Annotated in this window: 19 protein-coding genes; 3 read left to right on the top strand and 16 right to left on the bottom strand. The window is 43.7% G+C overall.

Features of this window, described 5'->3' with window-relative positions; translation table 11 throughout:
• Nucleotides 1–81: 81 nt before the first annotated feature.
• The 5 genes from ACTXGO_RS03370 to ACTXGO_RS03350 form a co-directional block, all read right to left on the bottom strand.
• Nucleotides 82–558 (bottom strand): hypothetical protein, encoded by a 477-nt coding sequence (locus ACTXGO_RS03370; protein WP_443542924.1) that lies wholly within the window; start codon nt 556–558, stop codon nt 82–84.
• A 48-nt stretch (nt 559–606) separates the two neighbouring features.
• The gene (locus ACTXGO_RS03365; protein WP_317199103.1) at nt 607–888 is read right to left on the bottom strand and encodes an FAD assembly factor SdhE; all 282 of its coding nucleotides are present in this window, start codon (nt 886–888) and stop codon (nt 607–609) included.
• Between the two features lie 54 nt (nt 889–942).
• Nucleotides 943–1854, bottom strand: a complete 912-nt coding sequence (folP, locus tag ACTXGO_RS03360; protein WP_443573353.1) for a dihydropteroate synthase — start codon at nt 1852–1854, stop codon at nt 943–945.
• 131 nt (nt 1855–1985) lie between these two features.
• On the bottom strand, nt 1986–3881 hold the full coding sequence (gene ftsH / locus ACTXGO_RS03355) for an ATP-dependent zinc metalloprotease FtsH (RefSeq protein WP_317199105.1): 1896 nt from the start codon (nt 3879–3881) through the stop codon (nt 1986–1988).
• A gap of 318 nt (nt 3882–4199) precedes the next feature.
• A complete protein-coding gene (locus ACTXGO_RS03350; RefSeq protein WP_317199106.1) occupies nt 4200–4832 on the bottom strand; it encodes an RlmE family RNA methyltransferase in 633 nt (210 codons plus the stop codon).
• A 348-nt stretch (nt 4833–5180) separates the two neighbouring features.
• Here ACTXGO_RS03350 and ACTXGO_RS03345 point away from each other — a divergent pair, with 348 nt between their 5' ends.
• Nucleotides 5181–5492 (top strand): YhbY family RNA-binding protein, encoded by a 312-nt coding sequence (locus ACTXGO_RS03345; RefSeq protein WP_317199107.1) that lies wholly within the window; start codon nt 5181–5183, stop codon nt 5490–5492.
• 151 nt (nt 5493–5643) lie between these two features.
• Nucleotides 5644–6324 carry a DOMON domain-containing protein gene (locus ACTXGO_RS03340; RefSeq protein ID WP_317199108.1) on the top strand — a complete coding sequence of 227 codons (681 nt, stop codon included), beginning with the start codon at nt 5644–5646 and terminating at the stop codon, nt 6322–6324.
• A gap of 83 nt (nt 6325–6407) precedes the next feature.
• On the opposite strand, the gene ACTXGO_RS03335 is transcribed toward ACTXGO_RS03340, so the two are convergent.
• A complete protein-coding gene (locus ACTXGO_RS03335; protein ID WP_443542931.1) occupies nt 6408–7127 on the bottom strand; it encodes a CHAP domain-containing protein in 720 nt (239 codons plus the stop codon).
• Nucleotides 7128–7373: 246 nt separating this feature from the next.
• Here ACTXGO_RS03335 and ACTXGO_RS03330 point away from each other — a divergent pair, with 246 nt between their 5' ends.
• Nucleotides 7374–7889 carry a hypothetical protein gene (locus tag ACTXGO_RS03330; RefSeq protein ID WP_435949544.1) on the top strand — a complete coding sequence of 172 codons (516 nt, stop codon included), beginning with the start codon at nt 7374–7376 and terminating at the stop codon, nt 7887–7889.
• Between the two features lie 286 nt (nt 7890–8175).
• Here the strand turns inward: ACTXGO_RS03330 and lpxC are convergent, their stop codons facing one another.
• From lpxC to pyrE, 10 genes are all read right to left on the bottom strand, one after another.
• On the bottom strand, nt 8176–9093 hold the full coding sequence (gene lpxC / locus ACTXGO_RS03325) for a UDP-3-O-acyl-N-acetylglucosamine deacetylase (RefSeq protein WP_435949545.1): 918 nt from the start codon (nt 9091–9093) through the stop codon (nt 8176–8178).
• A gap of 324 nt (nt 9094–9417) precedes the next feature.
• On the bottom strand, nt 9418–10614 hold the full coding sequence (gene ftsZ, locus ACTXGO_RS03320; RefSeq protein WP_317199112.1) for a cell division protein FtsZ: 1197 nt from the start codon (nt 10612–10614) through the stop codon (nt 9418–9420).
• Nucleotides 10615–10767: 153 nt separating this feature from the next.
• Entirely contained in the window at nt 10768–12060 is a 1293-nt protein-coding gene (ftsA, locus tag ACTXGO_RS03315) for a cell division protein FtsA (RefSeq protein WP_317199113.1), read from the bottom strand.
• Nucleotides 12061–12167: 107 nt separating this feature from the next.
• Nucleotides 12168–12992 carry a cell division protein FtsQ/DivIB gene (locus ACTXGO_RS03310; RefSeq protein ID WP_443573351.1) on the bottom strand — a complete coding sequence of 275 codons (825 nt, stop codon included), beginning with the start codon at nt 12990–12992 and terminating at the stop codon, nt 12168–12170.
• 290 nt (nt 12993–13282) lie between these two features.
• Entirely contained in the window at nt 13283–14347 is a 1065-nt protein-coding gene (locus tag ACTXGO_RS03305; RefSeq protein ID WP_443573349.1) for a D-alanine--D-alanine ligase, read from the bottom strand.
• 18 nt (nt 14348–14365) lie between these two features.
• Complete coding sequence (gene murC / locus ACTXGO_RS03300; RefSeq protein WP_443542938.1) at nt 14366–15805, bottom strand: UDP-N-acetylmuramate--L-alanine ligase; 1440 nt, start codon at nt 15803–15805, stop codon at nt 14366–14368.
• A gap of 67 nt (nt 15806–15872) precedes the next feature.
• Entirely contained in the window at nt 15873–16958 is a 1086-nt protein-coding gene (gene murG, locus ACTXGO_RS03295; protein ID WP_443542940.1) for an undecaprenyldiphospho-muramoylpentapeptide beta-N-acetylglucosaminyltransferase, read from the bottom strand.
• A gap of 259 nt (nt 16959–17217) precedes the next feature.
• Nucleotides 17218–17658, bottom strand: a complete 441-nt coding sequence (locus ACTXGO_RS03290; protein ID WP_435949549.1) for a DUF2147 domain-containing protein — start codon at nt 17656–17658, stop codon at nt 17218–17220.
• Between the two features lie 58 nt (nt 17659–17716).
• Nucleotides 17717–18682, bottom strand: a complete 966-nt coding sequence (gshB, locus tag ACTXGO_RS03285) for a glutathione synthase (protein WP_443573347.1) — start codon at nt 18680–18682, stop codon at nt 17717–17719.
• A gap of 60 nt (nt 18683–18742) precedes the next feature.
• The gene (gene pyrE / locus ACTXGO_RS03280) at nt 18743–19429 is read right to left on the bottom strand and encodes an orotate phosphoribosyltransferase (RefSeq protein WP_435949553.1); all 687 of its coding nucleotides are present in this window, start codon (nt 19427–19429) and stop codon (nt 18743–18745) included.
• Between the last annotated feature and the right edge of the window lie 44 nt (nt 19430–19473).

Below are 19473 nucleotides of genomic sequence, written 5' to 3'. Positions count from 1 at the left end.
AGTCAACAATATAGCAAATCTGATTCTCAATAGGGTTAGGTGTTTTGTTATGGTTGTTCAGATATAACGCCCAAAGACGTTTTAGTTGGTTTTATTCGGTAAAATGCTGGCAAGGATATTAAGCTTACGCCAGTCGTCCAAGCTGACTTGATCACGAAATATCGTTATACAGAGCTCACGCTGATAAGGGCTTGTCACCATAAAGTCAAAATGTATCAGTAGCGGATAGCGATGCGCCCCAATCAGTCCTGCTTGCCATAACTCATCTCCTCGTCCCATCCGCAGTAGTAATTGCCAGTGTCTATCAATACGCTGCTCTAAAGGGGGCTGAGTCAAATGCAGAAGTATAGGTTTTGATAATGTGATATAGCCAAAGGCTAATACGCTCACAAGCAATATCAAAACGTACTGCCACAATGATAACTGGGCCAACCAAGCCAGTACTAGCATTACTATAACTAAAGCCGTATAAAGCACCATGCTAATACGGCTAGTCGGCTCAACTACTGTATCAATACGCAGCGGAGTAACTAAGACGGGTATAGGTATCTCTTGCAAAGCAGGCGACTCTTTAATTCATTGAAAATCACAACTGTTTATTTGGGCTTATAGCTTGTCCTTAGCATGACGCCAAGTTTTTATTTTATTAACTAAGTCCCAAATTGCCTTGTCCTCTGGCTGGCTTTGATTGGTAAAGTAATCAAGCAAATCAGGGTCCTCACAAGTGAGCATTTGAGCAAAGGTATCTTGCTCGGTCTGCTCAGCATTTAGGTACAGCTCTTTAATATAAGGATCGATATAGAAGTCCAATTCTTTTAGACCGCGGCGCGCTTGATAAATAATACGGCGCTGCTCAGTGGTTGGCTCTGGTTGCAATGGTGTGGTCATAGTAGATCTCTAATAGTCACTTGGTAGATGGATATTAAGGGGTTATAAATTAGATTATTCTTTATTGGACATGCTGGCATTATACAAAGATAATTGCTGCCACAGAGCGCTAACCTGCTGCATCATAGCAACATTGTGCGTTCTTATAATGCAAGCGCCTTGCTGTATTGCTAATAACCCAGCTGCTGTACCGATCGTATCACGCTCAGTAGCTGGTGTCTGCGCCGCGCCGTTAACCCCACTTTTAGACAGCACCTGGGCCAAAAAGCGCTTGCGAGAGACGCCAAACATCAGGGGTAAACCCAGTGCTTGTAAATCGCTTAGCTGAGTCAATAGCGCGCGATGATGCTCATAGTTTTTGGCAAAGCCAAATCCTGGATCGATAATAATATTCTCTTTTTTGACCCCTAAATGCATGACCTCATCAATACGAGCCGTGAGCTCAGCACTAACCTCTTTGATAACATTATCATAATGCGCCAAGTTGTTCATCGTGGTCGGCTCACCGCGCATATGCATAAGCATAACCGGTATACTAAGCTCTGCTGCCATCTGTGCTGCGCCCTCTCGTTTAAGCGCACGGACATCGTTCCAGATATCTGCACCCGCCGCTACAGCTGACTTTATCACGGCAGGATTACTAGTATCGATGGAGAGCCATATATCACTGCCGCATTGCTCACGTATCGCCTTCACAACGGGTATAACGCGCGCTATCTCCTCTTCACTCTCTACTGCTCTGGCATTAGGACGCGTAGATTCTCCGCCGATATCGATGATGGTTGCGCCAGCTGCGATCATCTCTTTAGCACGCATGACTGCTTTATCAATGTCGTTGAATTGACCGCCATCTGAGAACGAATCTGGTGTCACATTTAAAATGCCCATGACATGCGGCTGTGACAAATCTAAAACCTTATGACGACTAATGATTTGATACACAGGTAGAGGTGAAAATAAGCTCATTAACTATCCATCAATTACTAAAATACTTAGAATTATCATACCAGTAAAGAGACCGCCTTTGCTGATAAAATAAAGACAATAAAAAAGCCCTTTATAAAAAAGAGCTTCTTTATATTTGTGCCGATAGTGTACTACATCGCTGGTAATGGTGGCGGCGTAGTACCTTCAGGCTTAGGTCTATCTTTAGATAAGTTCACTTCGTTAGACTGATAAACCTTTGGTGGACGTGGATCTTCACCTGCCAAGATATCTTGGAGCTGATCGCGGTCAATCGTCTCCCATTTCATTAAAGCATCTACCATTGCATGCATTTTATCTTGATTAGCTTCAATCAATTCACGCGCGATATCATACTGCTCCTCTAGCATACGGCGTACTTCTTCATCCACCTTTTGCTGAGTAGCTTCTGAAATCGTACGACCACCACCGCCAAAGTAACCTTGCGATTGATCATCGTCTTCATAAACCATAATACCTAGCGCATCAGACATACCGTATTTGGTGACCATTGCACGTGCCATTTTGGTAGCCCGCTCAAAGTCATTAGAAGCGCCCGTTGACATCTGGTCAATAAAGACCTCTTCGGCGATACGACCACCGAACAAGATAGCAATATCACTTAGCATTTTTGACTTATACATACTGGTCTGATCATGCTCAGGCAACTGCCAAGTGACGCCCAAAGCAAATCCACGCGGCATAATTGTCACCTTATGCACAGGATCTGTACCTGGCAATAGCTCAGCGACTAGCGCATGACCTGCTTCGTGATAGGCGGTAGCGCGGCGCTCCTCTTCGCGGATGACCATAGATTTACGCTCAGGACCCATGTACAGCTTGTCTTTAGCATCTTCAAAGTCATTCATGTCGACGCTACGCTTGTTACGGCGTGCTGCAAATAATGCCGCTTCGTTCACTAGGTTGGCTAACTGCGCCCCACTAAACCCTGGCGTACCGCGGGCAAGTGCACGAGCATCAACACTAATGGTATTTGGCAATTTGCGCAAATGCACTTTCAAGATTTGCTCACGACCCTTAATATCTGGCAAACCAACTTGCACTTGACGGTCAAAACGACCAGGACGTAGTAGCGCTTTATCGAGTACGTCAGCACGGTTCGTTGCAGCGATGACGATGACGCCTTCATTACCCTCAAAACCATCCATCTCAACCAATAACTGGTTTAGTGTCTGCTCACGCTCATCGTTACCACCGCCCATACCAGAGCCGCGATGACGACCGACTGCGTCAATCTCATCGATAAAGATGATACATGGCGCACTTTTTTTGGCTTGCTCAAACATATCACGAACTCGTGAAGCACCAACACCGACGAACATCTCAACAAAGTCAGAACCTGAGATTGAAAAGAAGGGTACCTTAGCTTCACCAGCGATGGCACGAGCCAGTAGGGTTTTACCGGTACCTGGCGGACCTACCATTAAGATACCGCGAGGAATCGTCGCGCCAAGTTTAGTAAATTTGTCTGGATCACGTAAGAACTCAACTACCTCAACGACTTCTTCCTTAGCCTCTTCACAGCCTGCAACGTCTGTGAAGTTCACTTTGATTTGGTCTTCGGTGAGCATTTTGGCTTTAGACTTGCCAAAGCTCATAGGGCCACCGCCCTTGCCGCCTGCGCCGCCTTGCATATTACGCATAAAGAACAGGAACAAACCAATAATCAGCAGAATCGGGAAGCTGGCAATTAGTAATTGCATTAGTACACTTTGACGTTTTGGCGCGGTGCCTTCAACCTCAACTTGGTTTTCACGTAACAGTGGCATCAACTGTTCATCGGACACAGCAGGCCTAATGGTCTCAAAAGTTGAGCCATTCTTTTTCTCACCGGTGATCTGCTCGCCGTCGATCTCAACACTGGCTACTTGGTTCTCTGACACTGCGGTCACAAACTCAGAGTAATTGAGGTTGTCAGGCTCAGACGATTGGTCAAAGCCGCTAAACACCAGCACTAGAACGCCGATTACCACCAGCCACAATAAGGTATTTTTTACCATGTCGCTCACAAGCTTTCCATCCCTTACTTATTGGTGTGTCAAGGTGACACGTGACGCCATTAAAGCGTTATCTTATTGATTGTCTATATATCTTATGTGGTTGCGATTGACTGTTTTTGCAACCAACAATCTAGACTAAAACAACAATAAAGTAGGCTTCACTAGGCGACTTTGCTTAAATCTTAAATGAAAACAAAGCTAATATATCATGATATGTGGTTTTGAGAGTTACAATTCAAGCTTATATTGGGTTAACTAATGTAGCGGTTTGCTACTGATGTTCGCGTATTAGTGATATTTAATACCTTAGAATATAACGTCTATTAACTACTTGATTGCTATCCAAAACATCTCTTTTGAACGCGCTCTTGAAGCCGCAGGTTTAATACTGCGTACTTTGCTAAAGTCGCTTTGCATCTGTTGGCGCAATTCTTGAGTACCTGCGCCTTGAAATACTTTCATAATCAGTGCGCCGCCGACAGGAAGCGTCGATAAGGCAAAATCAACTGCCAACTCGCACAAGTACATCATTCGCGGCTGATCCACCGCGCTATTACCCGCTGTGTTAGGTGCCATATCAGAGAGCACTACATCGACTTGATGCTCTCCGATTTTTGCCATAATCTTGTCAAAGATCTCAGCTTCGCGAAAATCGCCTTGAATAAAGGTCACATCAGGTAGAGCATCCATGGCTAAAATGTCTGAGGCGATCAAGGTACCACTATCCCCGACCAACTGGCTTGCGATTTGTGACCAGCTACCAGGCGCACTTCCCAAATCGACAACGGTCATGCCCTTTTTGATAATATTGGTCTTGTCATTAATCTCAAGCAATTTATAAGCGGCGCGCGCACGGTAGCCCTCTTTTTGCGCTTTTTGCACATAGTGATCATCTAAGTGCTCTTTCATCCAAGCGCGGCTACTTTTTGATAATGTTTTATTTTCAATACGCGTGGCCAAATGATGCTCCTATCACTTTATATAGTCGATTTACTATAAAACAAATACAGTGCTACTAAGAGAGGTTTTGCGCAGCATCTAGCAATAAAGACGCAGCACGCTAAAAAACTGCTACCTATAGTACGCTACAGCCTAGTTGTGCTTTTTTATTTAAAAGTAACGCGCTAATATTCTTATGCTTTGCACAATCTCATGGTTTAAAACCTGCTTTATCATGCTATAGCGTTTATAATACCCTTATAGTCATAGTTTAGCATTTTCAGCAGCCAAAATCGTGCGATATAGACGATAATACTGATTAACTTTTTCAATCATATTCATACTTTTTAGATGAAATACAGGACAATTATGGAACTCGACAACGCAACAATCAAACGCCTAAAAGGCATTGGTCATGAGCTAAAACCTATCGTCATGATCGGCAACAATGGCGTGACCCCTGCTATCTCTGAGGAGATCGACCGCGCTTTGGATGATCATGAGCTGATTAAAATCAAACTACCAGCAGGGAGCAAGCACGACCGTGATGTGGTCAGTAGCGAGATTGCAAGAGCAGCTAAAGCGACGGTGATTCACACTATCGGTCGTATGGCCTTGCTGCTACGTCAAAACCCCAATGCTAACCCCAAACTCTCTAATCTAGCTCGTCACGCGCAGTAGTTGGGTTAGACTATGCTACAACGAAGCCGCAACACCTAAAGGGTTTGCGGCTTTTGTATATCATCTCTTTATATCTCTTGCGCCAAAATATATCTAGAAGCAAAATACATAGCACCGCAGCGACTTTATCCTTTATTAGTGTCTCTTTATTATGACTACGACCCAAAGTTTTACTCTTGGCCTAGCGATTAATACCTTAGATAGTGATGCCAGCGACATTGAAGTTAAAGCCCAATCGCTTAAGAAAATCCAGGTTGACGTCAATATTAGCGTTATTAAGCAGCCATTACCAAGCTTACAACTAGAGTATAGTATCAAGCTACCTAGTCAGGCTTTAGCAGCGCGGCTTGATTGGCCAGATTGGCAGCCGCAACATGTGCGTTTTCAAGATTATCTGTGGGAACACACTTGCCTTGAGTGCTTTATACAAGGCATAACCCACAATGATGATAGTCGCTATATTGAAATTAACGCTAGCCCAGATGGTCATTACGCATTCTATGAATTTCACGGTTATCGTCAGCCTGATAGTATGCCACCTGTCCCTTTAATCAAAAGAGACGATAAAGGCTATGCTAACATCGTTTGGACTGACAGTGTTTGGACTGATACAGACGATACTCACCCTCATCTGTATCAGCGCAGCTTTACTATTGCTCTATCTCAGCTACCTAAATCTATATTTGATAAGCAAACGCTAACTATTAAACGTATCAATCCTTGCGTCATACTTTACTTTGACGACACCCCGTTATACTTTGCCTGCCAACATGCTACGGCGCCTGATTTTCACGATCAGCGCTACTGGCTTGACTTTAACCCTGCTAGCTAACCTTTAATTCCTTAAAAAACAAAACCCCAGTAATGTCGTAATTACCGGGGTTTAATATCTAAGTGCGCATAACTAAAAGACGCTTAGTCAGCCATAGCAAGGTAGATACCACGATCTGAGGCATCATCAACATATTGTGAATCGCGCCATGTAGTATAAGTGTGGTTGCCACTATAAGGGCTGATACTCTTTTGACGGAAATCTGATACCCAGTCATTACCATCAAATATCTGGATATGACCGTGTGGGCGTCTTGAGGTGCGGTTAAAAACGACGACGTCGCCAACTTGCGGTGCCATGTCATTGCTGATTTTGGTAAAGCCTGCTTGAGTTAGAGTGCCACGAGAGGCGTACTGATAAGCTGATGGGTTCGGTGTGAACTCATAACCTGCAGCTTGTAGCGCTTTACGCACATAACGTGCGCAATAACCTGTACTTCTAGATAGTGCCGCTCTTGAGGCACGAGCCGCAGCGATAGCTGGCGCTGAATTGCTGTCAATAACTTTTTTCATTTGCTGCTTTTCATAAGATAAGCGGCTAGTTAGTGAAGCGAGTTGATATTCTTTTTGTTTTGCATGAGCACTTAGGTTGTCGATAGCTTGACTGATTTCGTCGTTGCTGTAGACATGGGCATTGCTATTGGTGCTATAAATGTTTCTGTTGGAACCATAGTTCGATGAAGCAGAAATATTGGTTATTGTTTGACTAAGTGTATTGTTGGTCTGAAAGGTCGTTTCAGCAGCACCACTAGTTTGTGCTATACCCATACCTAGTACTGACAAAATCAATAAAGCTTTTTTCATAAAATTTACTACCTATGTTAATGCAAGATTACTCGTCATCCGTAACGAAGTATCAATTAATTTATAGGATATTATTATCAAATAAACATGATAAAATCCTGAGTAAAGCGGCGTCCTATTTAGTCTACAGTCTACGACCTTGGCATCATTACCTTAATAGTCGCTGACCTCGTAAATCGGTTGCTATATGGTTTGTATATCGCCAATTAGAACATCGCTTTGATCCGATAAAGGGGAATCAAGTTAATGTCAAAAAAACAGCCTAATCGGCTTGCTACACTGATTGATCATCAAGCTTTTGCCGGTAGCGCACTACCTTCAACCTTAGCTGACAACATGCAGCTCTATACTAAAGCTACTAAAGAGATAAAGATGCTTTTGGTAGATTGTCTACCTCAAGAGATTCTCGATACCTGCTTAGTCGTTGGTTTAACATCTGAGCAAGTGACGCTCAGTGTTGGCTCAGTGACTGCAGCCAACCATATTCGCTATTTACAGAACGCTTATCTAAAAGTGTTAAAAGATCAATCGATTACATTTAAACAACTCAAGCATATACGTATTGTAGTCACGAGCTATGATGCTAAAAATACTGGGTTTAACACTCAATCTAGCCTGCAAAAAACAGTATTAAAACCTGTTCAAGCCATTAACAATCAAGTGCTTAGCCAAAACACAAAGCGGACTATATCACAGGCCGCTAGTCATGTCACGGCGGACAAAAACCTCAAACTAGCGCTTTTACGGTTACTAAATGACTAAAAACTAGGTGATTACAATGTAATCTTATGTAAATAAAATTATAATTTTTCCATAATAAGGTCTTAATAATCTTGTTAACAAAAACAAAAAAGCTGTCTTGTTAAAAAATTCATAATTTGAATTCATTAACAAGACAGCTTTTGAAGTTCTGGAGCCTAGGTACTACTTAGCATGAAATATATTCATATATTATAATATAAAGAGCCAAATAAATTTTTGGCTTTGAAACCTAGCGATTTATGTAATATTGCGTAATTGTTTCGATACATCATGTATATCCGTGTACTTAACCTTCGACGGTATAGTCATTTATGGCTAGATAATCGATTGGACAAGTTACATTGTCATCAAATGTTACAATTTCAAAGTTATCTGAATCGGATAGTATTTCACGAACAAGTAGATTATTAAGTGCATGACCTGACTTGTAAGCGTTGAAACGACCCAAAATAGGATAGCCAATCAAATATAAATCCCCTAACGCATCTAAAATCTTGTGACGAACAAACTCATCGCTAAAACGTAGGCCCTCAGCGTTGAGTACACGCGCGTCATCGATAACGATAGCGTTGTCCATACTACCCCCTAAAGCGAGGTTGTTATTGCGTAGCGTCTCTATATCACGTAAAAACCCAAAGGTACGTGCTGAGCTTAATTCTTCAATAAAGTTCTGGGTTGAAAAATCAAGCTGTGCATACTGATGATCTTTATCAAAAGCAGGATGATCAAAATCAATCTCAAAATTTAGCTCAAAACCATCATAAGGATTCAGCTCTGCCCACTTATCATCAACCTCGACTCGAACGGGTCGCACAATCTTTAAGAATTTTTTGGGCTCATCTTGCTCGCGAAAACCTGCTTGCAAGAGCAATCCGATAAATGGTGCTGCACTACCATCCATAATAGGAATCTCTGAGGCAGAGACACGTATTAGCATGTTATCAATACCAAGGCCTGCTACGGCGCTTAGTAAATGCTCTACTGTACCTACGCGAGTACCACCAAATACTAGGTTTGATGACATCATAGTATCTTGTACTAAAAACGCGCTGGCTGGAATCGGTGCTGAACCTGTAATATCTGAGCGCTCAAAAACAATACCAGTGTCACAAGGCTGAGGATGAAACTCTAGGTCAACAGGCTTACCGCTATGTAGACCGGTACCTGTTACCGCTATAACGGTTCTTATAGTTCTTTGATTCATGGCAGTTTCCTCACATATTTTGTTACAATTGCCCTAGTGTATCATTAGTTGTCCTAAGTTCGCTATAGTAGGGATAGGATAAATTATCAATAACATTGATAAGCTGGCCTTATCATCATTGATGGCTTTGTTTATTTTAGTTAATAAAATTTAAATAATGGTATTAAAAACATAGGGTTAAAGACGTGATTTATACTGCTGTCGATGAGTCATTATTATTATGACTTAGTAGTGCATCAAACAAACTGCCACAAAAAAGCCAGCATCTTAGTGCTGGCTTTAAATAGTTCTGATTTATATTAGACTAATGACACTATCAGTAGACTACTTATTTTGTTGGCGCTTGAGGTAGTCTTGAATGCTATTGGTTTTGGTCTTTTGCTCTTCTTGCGGTACTGCACTGCGCACTGTATTGTCTTGATACGTTTTAGTCTGTGCTTGTTTTTGGCTATTTAGAGCGCTGGTATGCACGCTTGGATCAACGGACTGCGTACTATTAACAGAAGGTACAGGTGCCTCAGCGGCTTGCTCTTTACCTGCGTTTTCATCTAGTGTTAGACCTGTTGCGATAACCGTGACATGCAGATCATCACCCATTTTTTCGTCTATGACTGAGCCATAGAAAATATGAGCATCATCGATGTCGGTGATCTCATCAACGATAGCACTGATCTTGCTCATCTCATCTAAAGATAACGACTCAGAGGATATAACGTTAACGAGTAGACCTTTGGCGTTTTCTAATAACAAGTCGTCAAGGAGTGGCGATCTAATTGCTTTTTCAGTGGCTTGGCGAGCACGGTCGTCACCGCTAGCACGGCCAATACCCATCATTGCATGACCTTTGGCCGTCATAGCCGTACGGATATCGTTAAAATCGATATTGATAACCCCTTCGCTAGCAATGGTCTCAGCAATACCTTGTACCGCATGAAGTAGAACATCATCTGCCTTTTTAAAGGCGTCTTGCATAGAGATATTGCCGTACACGCTCATCAGCTTATCATTAGGAATAGTAATAATAGAGTCAACGAAGTTGGTTAATTGCTCAATACCCGCTTTAGCTGCCTTGATGCGCTTACCGCCTTCAAATTTAAACGGCGTGGTAACAACGGCGACTGTGAGCACTTCAAGCTCTTTTGCAATACGAGCGACGACAGGCGCGGCTCCCGTACCTGTACCGCCGCCCATACCAGCGGTGATAAACACCATATCAGAGTTTTCAAGCAATTCACGAATTGCATCTTCTTCACTCTCAGCCGCTTCGCGTCCCACTTCAGGATTAGCGCCAGCACCTAGGCCGCGATTGGTTTTGGCACCTAGCTGCAATTTATTAGGCGTCGTTAGGCGATCAAGTGCTTGTCTATCGGTGTTGGCACAAACAAAAGTAACCCCTCTAATGCCTTGTTGCACCATATGTTCAACCGCATTACCACCGCCGCCGCCAACGCCGAATACAGTAAAGCGTGCTTGGCCATTGTCATGAACTTGGCTATCATCTGGCATGGTATATTTTGACATAATAAAGGGTTCTCCAGTTGCATATAGTCTAAATATCATATAACAACGCACTTACATAGCGTGCTATCGACTTACTATTTATGAATGTGTTTAAATAAAATAAAGGGTGAATCATTATCTATCTTTAACAGTATTTTTAGGCTTAAAAAAGTCCTATAGAATCTTTTTGAGCACTTTAGATAAGCGCTGTCCTGCGCTTTGAAATACGCCTTTTACCCGAGCTTGCTGAATGGCTTCAGGTTCGCTTTGTTCACTATGACGAAACTGCTCGCTTTGACTATATAATAAGGTACCAAAAGCGGTATGAAAAGCGCGATCATTAATTTGTGAATTAATATGTTTAAAGACTTCATCATTGTCAAAATGATTGTATGCACTAATAGCGGGATGCATGTTAGTCATCACTACACGCATTTTTAACAGCTTTTTCGCAAACGGTATCATGCCTTTTATTGCACTACCGCCGCCTGTCAGTACAATGCCGCGATCGATATAACCTATCAGATCTGCTTCGTGTAATTGACGCGCCACTTCAGTAAAAATACGCACATAGCGCGCTTCAATAATGCGCGCTAAATTGTATATATTGACGTTAATGTCGTCATTTGGTCCTTGCGGTTTAAAGGTAAAAAACGAGCTTGGGTCTATACTATGAATATCGGCGGTACCGTGAGATTTCTTGAGCCTTTCAGCATCTATCATAGAGATACCAAAATCTGCTGAGATGTCCATAGTCACCTCATGACTACCTGTCGCTAAGCAGTGGGTAAAAATCAATTTGTTTTCTTTATAGACGCAAATACTCGTCGTACTAGCGCCAATGTCTACCAGACAAACCCCTTGCTGGCGCTCCTCTTTAATCAAGCTGTATTCAGCGCTGGTCACTGCATCAAAGACGATATGATCGATGCCAACGTCGCAGCTTTGCAGTAGTTTTTGGATGTTTTGGCGGCTGGCGACTGGCATCATCATCATGTGGTACATGACATTGATTTTGTCAGCGACCATCTCGATAGCATCATCGACCATAAACTCTTGATCATCGATATAGATACCTTGCTGGCAGCAGTGCATCAAGTAGTAATCAGAAGAGAGATCTTGCGATTTGGCATTAGACAAGGCTTGTACCATGTCTTTGGCACTGACGACGTCGTCCTCCACGCTCACACTGCCTGCGCTGTTCTTGCTGGCAAGCTCTGGCGTTGCAAGTGTTAACCAAACACTATGCACGCGGCAGTTTGCCGTATCTTCTGCTTCTTGGATGGCTTGTTTAATCGCTCCTTGCAAGCGTTCACGGTGCTTGATTTTGCCTTGATAAAAGTCGCTATTTTTGACTTGTCCAACACCCATAATACGGATGTCTGTTGCAGAGTATACACTGCCAATAACGACATACACTGCCGTGGCGCTTAGATGAACAACAACCAGATTTTCTGTATTTTTCATGGTACCAAACAAATTATCGCAAGACAGGAAACTAAATGATGCTTCCATTAAATCATTAAAATAGACACTACAATCCTTGCAGCGCTATAGAATAAACAGGTACTACATCAAGGTGCTAGAGGCTCAGGTGCTGACTGATTATCTAAAGGGTCAACAGGCATCTTATCCATATTCCATGCTAGGGTAAAACCGTTTTTATAACGTAAGTCTATAGCCTGAATATCATCACGCTGCGCGCTTAACTGGTTACCTAGCGATTGGCTTAAACTTAGCAATTTTTGCGCGGTGTTTTCATTATCCACGATGACTCGAAGACCATTATCAAAGCGGATAAGCCAAGTCATACGTGGCGATAATATAATGTCCTCAACATAAATATCAAGCGGCGCGTACCAGTCATTAATCTGTTGCATTTGCTGCATAATAACTGGTGCTTGTGCTATCTCTCCTTGCAAAGTTGCAAACTGCGTCTGGTTTAAATCTTTGCTATCTACAGGAACGAATACCACGCCTTTGGCATCGACTAAACGCTCGGTACCAAATTTGGCAACCGCTTGCCTTGGTAGAGCCTTTATGACAATGCCGCGTTGCCAATCACGAGTCACACTGACTTGATCGACCCACGGCATACTCATAGTGATATCTCTCAATGCTTGTAGGTCAGAAGTAAAGAAACTACTGACAGCCTGCTGACTCATCACTTGTCTTAGCGCTTGATGCTGCATAGTACTTAAATCTTTGCTACTCACATATATAGTAGCGGGAGGCGCCGCTCGAAGTGCTTTACCACCCATAATCAAGATCAGTAACAGTAATCCTAAAACGACAATTATAAAAAAGTATCTGACAACAACAGGCAGCTCAAACTTAGACTTTGCATGGCGGGTCTTATCACTCATCAAGCCAGTTGTATCATTAATAGCCTGAGCCATAGTAACCTTCGTCCTCAACTATCTTAGTTAGTCCATAATAAGTATATAGATCGCCATCACGATTAGCATATTGATAAACGATATAAAATAAATATCTCTTATATCAGTTATAACTCTAGCTTATCAGTAAACAAATCGTCCATATTTTTTACGATATTAACGTATTTTACTAATAAACAATAGCCTAACCTATATTACTAACATCGAATTTACACAAGTTTACATGATGTTGTGCTATAGCAGGTATATAGATACATTATATCTCTGGTGATTTTGTATCAAAATAATATCTAAAGCGTTTGCGCTAATATGTGCCAGCATAGACTCTCAAAGTCCATACCCTTAGCTTTGGCTGCCATAGGCACCAAACTATGGCTAGTCATACCAGGTACAGTATTAATCTCAAGCAGCCAAAAGTTACCAGCCTCATCTTGCATGGCATCAACGCGCCCCCAGCCTTTAGCATCTACAGCACGAAAAGCAGCTAAACTTAAAGCTTGTAAGTGCTCTTCGTCTTTGACGCTTAGACCACAGGGTATATAGTATCCAGTATCATTGCGGTTGTATTTGGCCTCAAAGTCATAGAAATTTGAGATGTCAGCAGGCTCTAGGCGAATAATAGGATAAGCTTCGTCATCGATAATGACGATAGTAAATTCGCGCCCTGTAATCCAGCGTTCAGCCATTACTGCATCGCCGCACTGCACAGCAGTAGTATAAGCACCAGGCAGCTCATCAAGATTGTTGACCTTGGTCATACCTATGCTCGAGCCTTCATGAACTGGCTTGATAATTAGTGGTAGACCGAGTGTATTGACCACTTGCTGCCAATCAGTATTTGCCGTTAACAGTGAAAATGGTGCGGTTGCAAGACCACATCCTTGCCATAGTTGTTTAGTGCGTACTTTGTCCATACCCAGTGCTGAGGCTAATACGCCAGAACCGGTTTGCGGAATACCCAGCCATTGCAAGACGCCTTGCAAAATACCATCTTCACCGCCGCGACCATGCAAAACATTAAAAACACGGTCGTAATCGCGCAGTTCAGTGATATCTTGATCTTTGGGATCAAAATGAGTGGCATCAACGCCTTTATTTTTTAGGGCTGATAATACTGCCGCGCCGCTATCTAGAGACACGCTACGCTCATTGCTACTGCCGCCATAAACGACAGCTACTTTGCCAAAAACAGCAGGGTCTTGTACTTGGTTTATATCCTTACTCTTAGTCTTTTTTGAGGTTGTAGACTCATCGTCCTGCTCGACGTACGCAGCAGCTAACGCAGGCTCTGGGTTATCAATAGTCTTTTGCTCATTGTCTTTTTGTATGCTGTCTTGTTGATTATGAGTAGTCATATATCACTCCAAAAATACTTACTTAAGATACAAATCATTCGCTGCCAAATCTAGAGCTATCTGACCGACATTCCCTGCGCCTTGAGTGATAAGCATATCGCCCGCCTTTAATAGCCGTTGCATGACAGGCGCTAAATTATCCTTGTCTACAACCGTCGGCTCAATCTCTCCGCGCAAGCGAATGCTGCGAGCAAGTGATTTGGTATCAGCGCCTGCAATCGGACTCTCTCCTGCTGAATAAACTTCTAATAATAATAACTCATCAACCGATGACAACACATCGACAAAATCATCGTAGCAGTCACGCGTACGACTATAGCGGTGCGGCTGGAATAGCATAACTAAACGGCGCTCAGGGAAGCTTTGGCGAGCGGCTTTTATGGTCGCATCAACCTCTTTTGGATGATGACCATAATCGTCTATCAAGATAACATCACCGCCCTCAACGCTGACTGAAGCATGCTGCTCAAAACGGCGACCGACTCCTGCAAATTTTTGTAATGCACGTTTAATTGCCTCATCATCCACGCCTTCATCGGTCGCCATGGTAATCGCAGCGAGCGCATTATAAACATTGTGCGTACCCGGGATATTGAGCGTTAAACGCAAAGGTTCGTTATCACGGCGCAAAACCGTAAAGTGGGTTTTAGTACCTTCAACGACCAAATCGACAGCTTGCACATCGTTAAATGGCTCCAGACCAAAGGTCAGAACAGGACGTCCGATGTCATCAATCATCGCGTACAGCTCAGGGTCGTCACCGCAAACAACTGCCAAGCCATAAAACGGCATGTTTTGTAAGAACTGAATGTAGGCAGCTTTTAATTTATCAAAGCTGTTTTCATACGTTTCCATATGATCTTGGTCGATGTTGGTAACGATAGCCGCCATCGGATGCAAAGATAAAAAGGAGGCATCAGATTCATCCGCTTCAGCGACCAAATAGCGACTACTACCGAGCGCTGCATTCTTGCCTGAGGCATTAAGCTTACCACCGATAACGTAGGTTGGATCAAGCTTACTTTCTGCTAGCATCATAGTAAGCAAGCTAGTCGTCGTAGTTTTGCCATGAGCGCCTGCTACCGCAATGCCGTGACGATAACGCATCAGCTCGCCTAACATATCGGCGCGGCGTACGACAGGCAGGCGTGCTTTAAGCGCCGCTTTGATCTCAGGATTGCTACGATCTATCGCGGAGGACACCACGATAACATCGGCATTAGCGATGTTTTTGGAGTCATGACCGATAAATAGCTCTATACCGATGTCTTGTAAACGCTGAGTTACAGGGCTTTGAGCAATATCAGAGCCACTGACTTGATAGCCTTGATTGCTCATGACTTCAGCGATACCGCACATGCCTGAACCGCCAATACCCACAAAATGCAAATGCTGAATACGGCGCATCTCTGGAATTTCAATCAAGCGTTTGGGTAGTACTTTGGTCGATGTCGGCATAGATCCCTCTTATAATGCGCTCGTGAATAAAAATAAAAGTAGTCCGTAGAATGATAACTACAACGTCTTAAAGTGCTTGCCAAATGATATCGGTCACGTGCGCGCTGGCACTACGATTAGCTAGCGCATGACCTTTTTGCGCCATGTTTAAGCAAGCTTGCCTATCAAGTACCGCAAGCTCATCGCTCAAGCGCTGCGCAGTGAGCTCGCTTTGCGGTAATAAAATTGCTGCGCCCTGTGAAGTCAAGGTTTTGGCATTGGCTGTCTGATGATCATCAACCGCATGCGGTAGCGGCACAAATATAGCGGCGATACCGACATTTTGAATCTCAGTGACTGTCAGCGCGCCCGCTCGGCAAACGACCACATCGGCCCAATCATAAGCCGCTGCCATATCGTCGATAAATGGCTGCACGGTATACTGATGGACACTTAGATCTTCACGCTTATAGGCTGCAACAGTCGCAGATTCGTTATTGCGCCCGCATTGATGACGCACCTCAAATGGACTCTCTAGCAGCGCGAGTGCTTTTGGTACGTTTTCATTGAGCACTTGTGCGCCTAGTGAGCCGCCAACGATAAGCAAGCGTAGCGCTGATTTATCGCTAATGTCATAACGAGCCGACGGCGCTGCAACCCCTGTGATAGTCTGACGTACTGGATTGCCCACAGTGACAATCTTGCTATCGCTTTGACTACCAGCAAACGTATTATCAAACGCTTGGAGTACTTTAATAGCGATTTTGGATAAGTAGCGATTACTCATGCCCGCTATCGCATTTTGCTCATGAATAATCAGCGGCGTGCCTGTCATGCGCGCGGCAATGCCGCCAGGCGCACTGACATAACCGCCAAACCCAACTACGATATCGATCTGATTGCTTTTGATAATTTTGATCGTCGCCATCGTCGCTGATAGTAGTGTTACTGGCAGCTTTAATAGTCGACCAACCCCTTTACCGCGCAGTCCTTGCATATCAATGGCATGGAAGGTATAACCTGTAGGCTTAACCAACCCATTTTCCATACCACTTGGCGTACCAAGCCAATGAATTACCGCGCCGCGCTGAGTCAACTCTTCAGCGACCGCAAGTGCTGGAAATACATGCCCGCCAGTACCAGCAGCCATCATCAGTATATGCGGTGTTTTCATGAGACGACCTATGTAATTCTATGAATGGATAAAATTTTTAAAACAGTCTAACCTAAAGCGCAAAGTAACTACACCTTAGGTCATAAAGCTCGCTAGTATAAAACAAATCATTCTCTAACCGATACTGTTTTTAATAGCGTTTTTAATAGCTTGATCGCCCTATTTAGGCACCTAATTTATAATACTAGTATTTTTCTTATTTTAAACCAGAGTGTGTTATAAAAGCGGTCAAAGAATGATAAAACTCCTAAATGAGAAGTCACAAACGTTTTAAAACGTGAGTTTTGCCCAAAAATGACACGCCTTTGTAGCCACGCAGTTTAAGAGTGTCGCCCTCAAGCTTGGCTTTGCCAGAAAAAGTGATTCCTGTCTTTGGGTCGATACCTGTGCCGTTATCGTAGACATTAGGATTACTCGCATCTGGCTCCAGATCCCAAATAAGAGTAGCGCCAACCAAAGGTTTGTTGTGGTACTTACCTTTGCATTCGTCGCACTTGGTCTTGTTTTCAGGATTGATCAGCACCTTTTCGACCTTGGCTGAGAGCTTGCCGCCGCGCTCTACAAAACGCAGCACTGCGTTGGGTTTACCGTCTTTATTGAAGTTGACCCATTTGGTGTTGTTCAGCTGGTCTGTTGCATTAGCACTAAAGGCTACTAGCATGCTAGCGCTCAGTAAAAATGACTTTATAAATTTAGCCATGGGCAATTCCTATTCTCTATAGTGTCATGACAGCATCGACTGGTATCGTATAACCGACTTATTTGCTATCGAGCTTGTGCTCAATTGCTATGATAAAGTCAGTTGCGATGTCAGTACCGCACTGATCGTCAATCTCGCGTACGCACGTTGGACTGGTGACGTTAATCTCAGTAATGCGTCCGCCAATTAAGTCGAGTCCAACGAACATCAGCCCCTTTTCTTTGACAATGGGTGCGACCACTTCTGCCACCTGACGCTCGATATCGGTGAGTGCCATAGCCACACCGCTACCGCCTGCGGCTAGATTGCCACGGGTCTCGCCTTTGGTTGGAATGCGCGCCAAGCTAAAATCAACAACAACGCCATCGACGATCAACACGCGCTTATCACCCTCAACAATCTCTGGTAAATAACGCTGCGCCATAATAGGCAAAGTCTCAAGCTCGGTTAAAATCTCTAAGGTCACGCCGATGTTAGGGCTGTCAGCGGTCAAACGAAAAATACCCGTACCGCCCATACCATCTAGCGGCTTGACGATAACATCTTGTTGCTCGCTAATAAACTCACGGATGTGCGCCTGTTTGCTCGTGACTATCGTTGGGCTCATATAATCGCTAAACCAAGTGGCAAATAGTTTCTCATTACAGTCGCGAATCGCTTGTGGGTCATTGACGACCAATACGCCAGCCGCTTTGGCGTGATCGAGCATGTAGGTGGCATAAATAAAGCGCATATCAAACGGCGGATCTTTACGCATTAATATCACATCATAAGCGCTGACAGGTGCTGTCGATTTGTCGCCTAGAGTATAAAAATTCTCAGGGTCGCGGTGGACACTGACTGGCTGCGAATCTATCATCAGTGCGCCGCGATCAAGCCATAAATCATGAATCTGACAATAGCCCAGGGTGTGACCACGGTCTTGCGCCGACCACATCATGGCTAAGGTGGTGTCCTTTTTATAATTAACCCGCTCAATGGGATCCATAATAACTAGTATGTGTAATGATTTTTTGTCGCTCATGATAGGGCTCACTTTTGTATTATTATTGATATAACGAGACAGTCGCTCATAACAGAAGCACTAAACGCCATATTGCTCACGGTATTGCTGCATTTTTGCCAGTTGAGTTGCGTCTTTGTTTTGACTATTATCATCGGCTAGGTATTCGATTAAATTATCGATATCGACAAGCGCAAGTACGGGCACTTGCAGGTTAGCCGCCAGCTCCTGAATCGCTGAGCGCTCGCTCTGACCTTTCTCTTTTCGATCTAAGGCGACGATGATGCCCGCCACACTTGCCCCTGCTTGCTCTAATATCTCAACGACTTCGCGCATTGCTGTGCCTGCGGTAATTACATCATCGAGCACCCACACCGCCTTGCCATTGACATCAGCGCCAACTAGATTGCCGCCCTCACCGTGAGTTTTGGTCTCTTTGCGGTTATAACCCCATTTGGCATTGATACCATGATGCTGCCATAGAGCTTGTGCGGTGGCAGCTACAAAAGGTATGCCCTTGTAAGCGGCACCAAAGATAACCAGCTCTTGCTCCTTGTTGCCATTATCTCCAGCAGTGGCTAGGGCATCCGCGTAACCACGCGCCAATAACGACAACATCTCTCCTGTCGCCAGCAAACCTGCATTAAAAAAGTAAGGACTAACCCGTCCAGACTTTAAGACAAACTCACCAAACTTAAGGACTTGATTGTCCAAAGCCAGTTGAATAAAAGCTTGTGATGAGAAAGAAGCAGGTTGTGCGTTTGACATGAAGCATTCCTATAAACGATGTAGTTGAAAAGATGAATCGGTAA

The organism is Psychrobacter sp. T6-1, assembly GCF_052258445.1.
The sequence above is the reverse complement of the archived record's forward strand: the minus strand, read 5'-3'. Positions and strand labels throughout refer to the sequence as shown.

What these genes read in the sequence shown, in the direction of transcription:
- ACTXGO_RS03310 (WP_443573351.1), bottom strand. Translation starts at nt 12,992, where the DNA reads ATGGCTCAGGCTATTAATGATACAACTGGCTTGATGAGTGATAAGACC.
- ACTXGO_RS03305 (WP_443573349.1), bottom strand. Translation starts at nt 14,347, where the DNA reads ATGACTACTCATAATCAACAAGACAGCATACAAAAAGACAATGAGCAA.
- ACTXGO_RS03365 (WP_317199103.1), bottom strand. Translation starts at nt 888, where the DNA reads ATGACCACACCATTGCAACCAGAGCCAACCACTGAGCAGCGCCGTATT.
- gshB (WP_443573347.1), bottom strand. Translation starts at nt 18,682, where the DNA reads ATGAGCGACAAAAAATCATTACACATACTAGTTATTATGGATCCCATT.
- lpxC (WP_435949545.1), bottom strand. Translation starts at nt 9,093, where the DNA reads ATGAATCAAAGAACTATAAGAACCGTTATAGCGGTAACAGGTACCGGT.
- ftsZ (WP_317199112.1), bottom strand. Translation starts at nt 10,614, where the DNA reads ATGTCAAAATATACCATGCCAGATGATAGCCAAGTTCATGACAATGGC.
- ACTXGO_RS03290 (WP_435949549.1), bottom strand. Translation starts at nt 17,658, where the DNA reads ATGGCTAAATTTATAAAGTCATTTTTACTGAGCGCTAGCATGCTAGTA.
- murG (WP_443542940.1), bottom strand. Translation starts at nt 16,958, where the DNA reads ATGAAAACACCGCATATACTGATGATGGCTGCTGGTACTGGCGGGCAT.
- pyrE (WP_435949553.1), bottom strand. Translation starts at nt 19,429, where the DNA reads ATGTCAAACGCACAACCTGCTTCTTTCTCATCACAAGCTTTTATTCAA.
- ACTXGO_RS03340 (WP_317199108.1), top strand. Translation starts at nt 5,644, where the DNA reads ATGACTACGACCCAAAGTTTTACTCTTGGCCTAGCGATTAATACCTTA.
- folP (WP_443573353.1), bottom strand. Translation starts at nt 1,854, where the DNA reads ATGAGCTTATTTTCACCTCTACCTGTGTATCAAATCATTAGTCGTCAT.
- ACTXGO_RS03335 (WP_443542931.1), bottom strand. Translation starts at nt 7,127, where the DNA reads ATGAAAAAAGCTTTATTGATTTTGTCAGTACTAGGTATGGGTATAGCA.
- ftsA (WP_317199113.1), bottom strand. Translation starts at nt 12,060, where the DNA reads ATGAAAAATACAGAAAATCTGGTTGTTGTTCATCTAAGCGCCACGGCA.
- ACTXGO_RS03345 (WP_317199107.1), top strand. Translation starts at nt 5,181, where the DNA reads ATGGAACTCGACAACGCAACAATCAAACGCCTAAAAGGCATTGGTCAT.
- ACTXGO_RS03330 (WP_435949544.1), top strand. Translation starts at nt 7,374, where the DNA reads ATGTCAAAAAAACAGCCTAATCGGCTTGCTACACTGATTGATCATCAA.
- murC (WP_443542938.1), bottom strand. Translation starts at nt 15,805, where the DNA reads ATGCCGACATCGACCAAAGTACTACCCAAACGCTTGATTGAAATTCCA.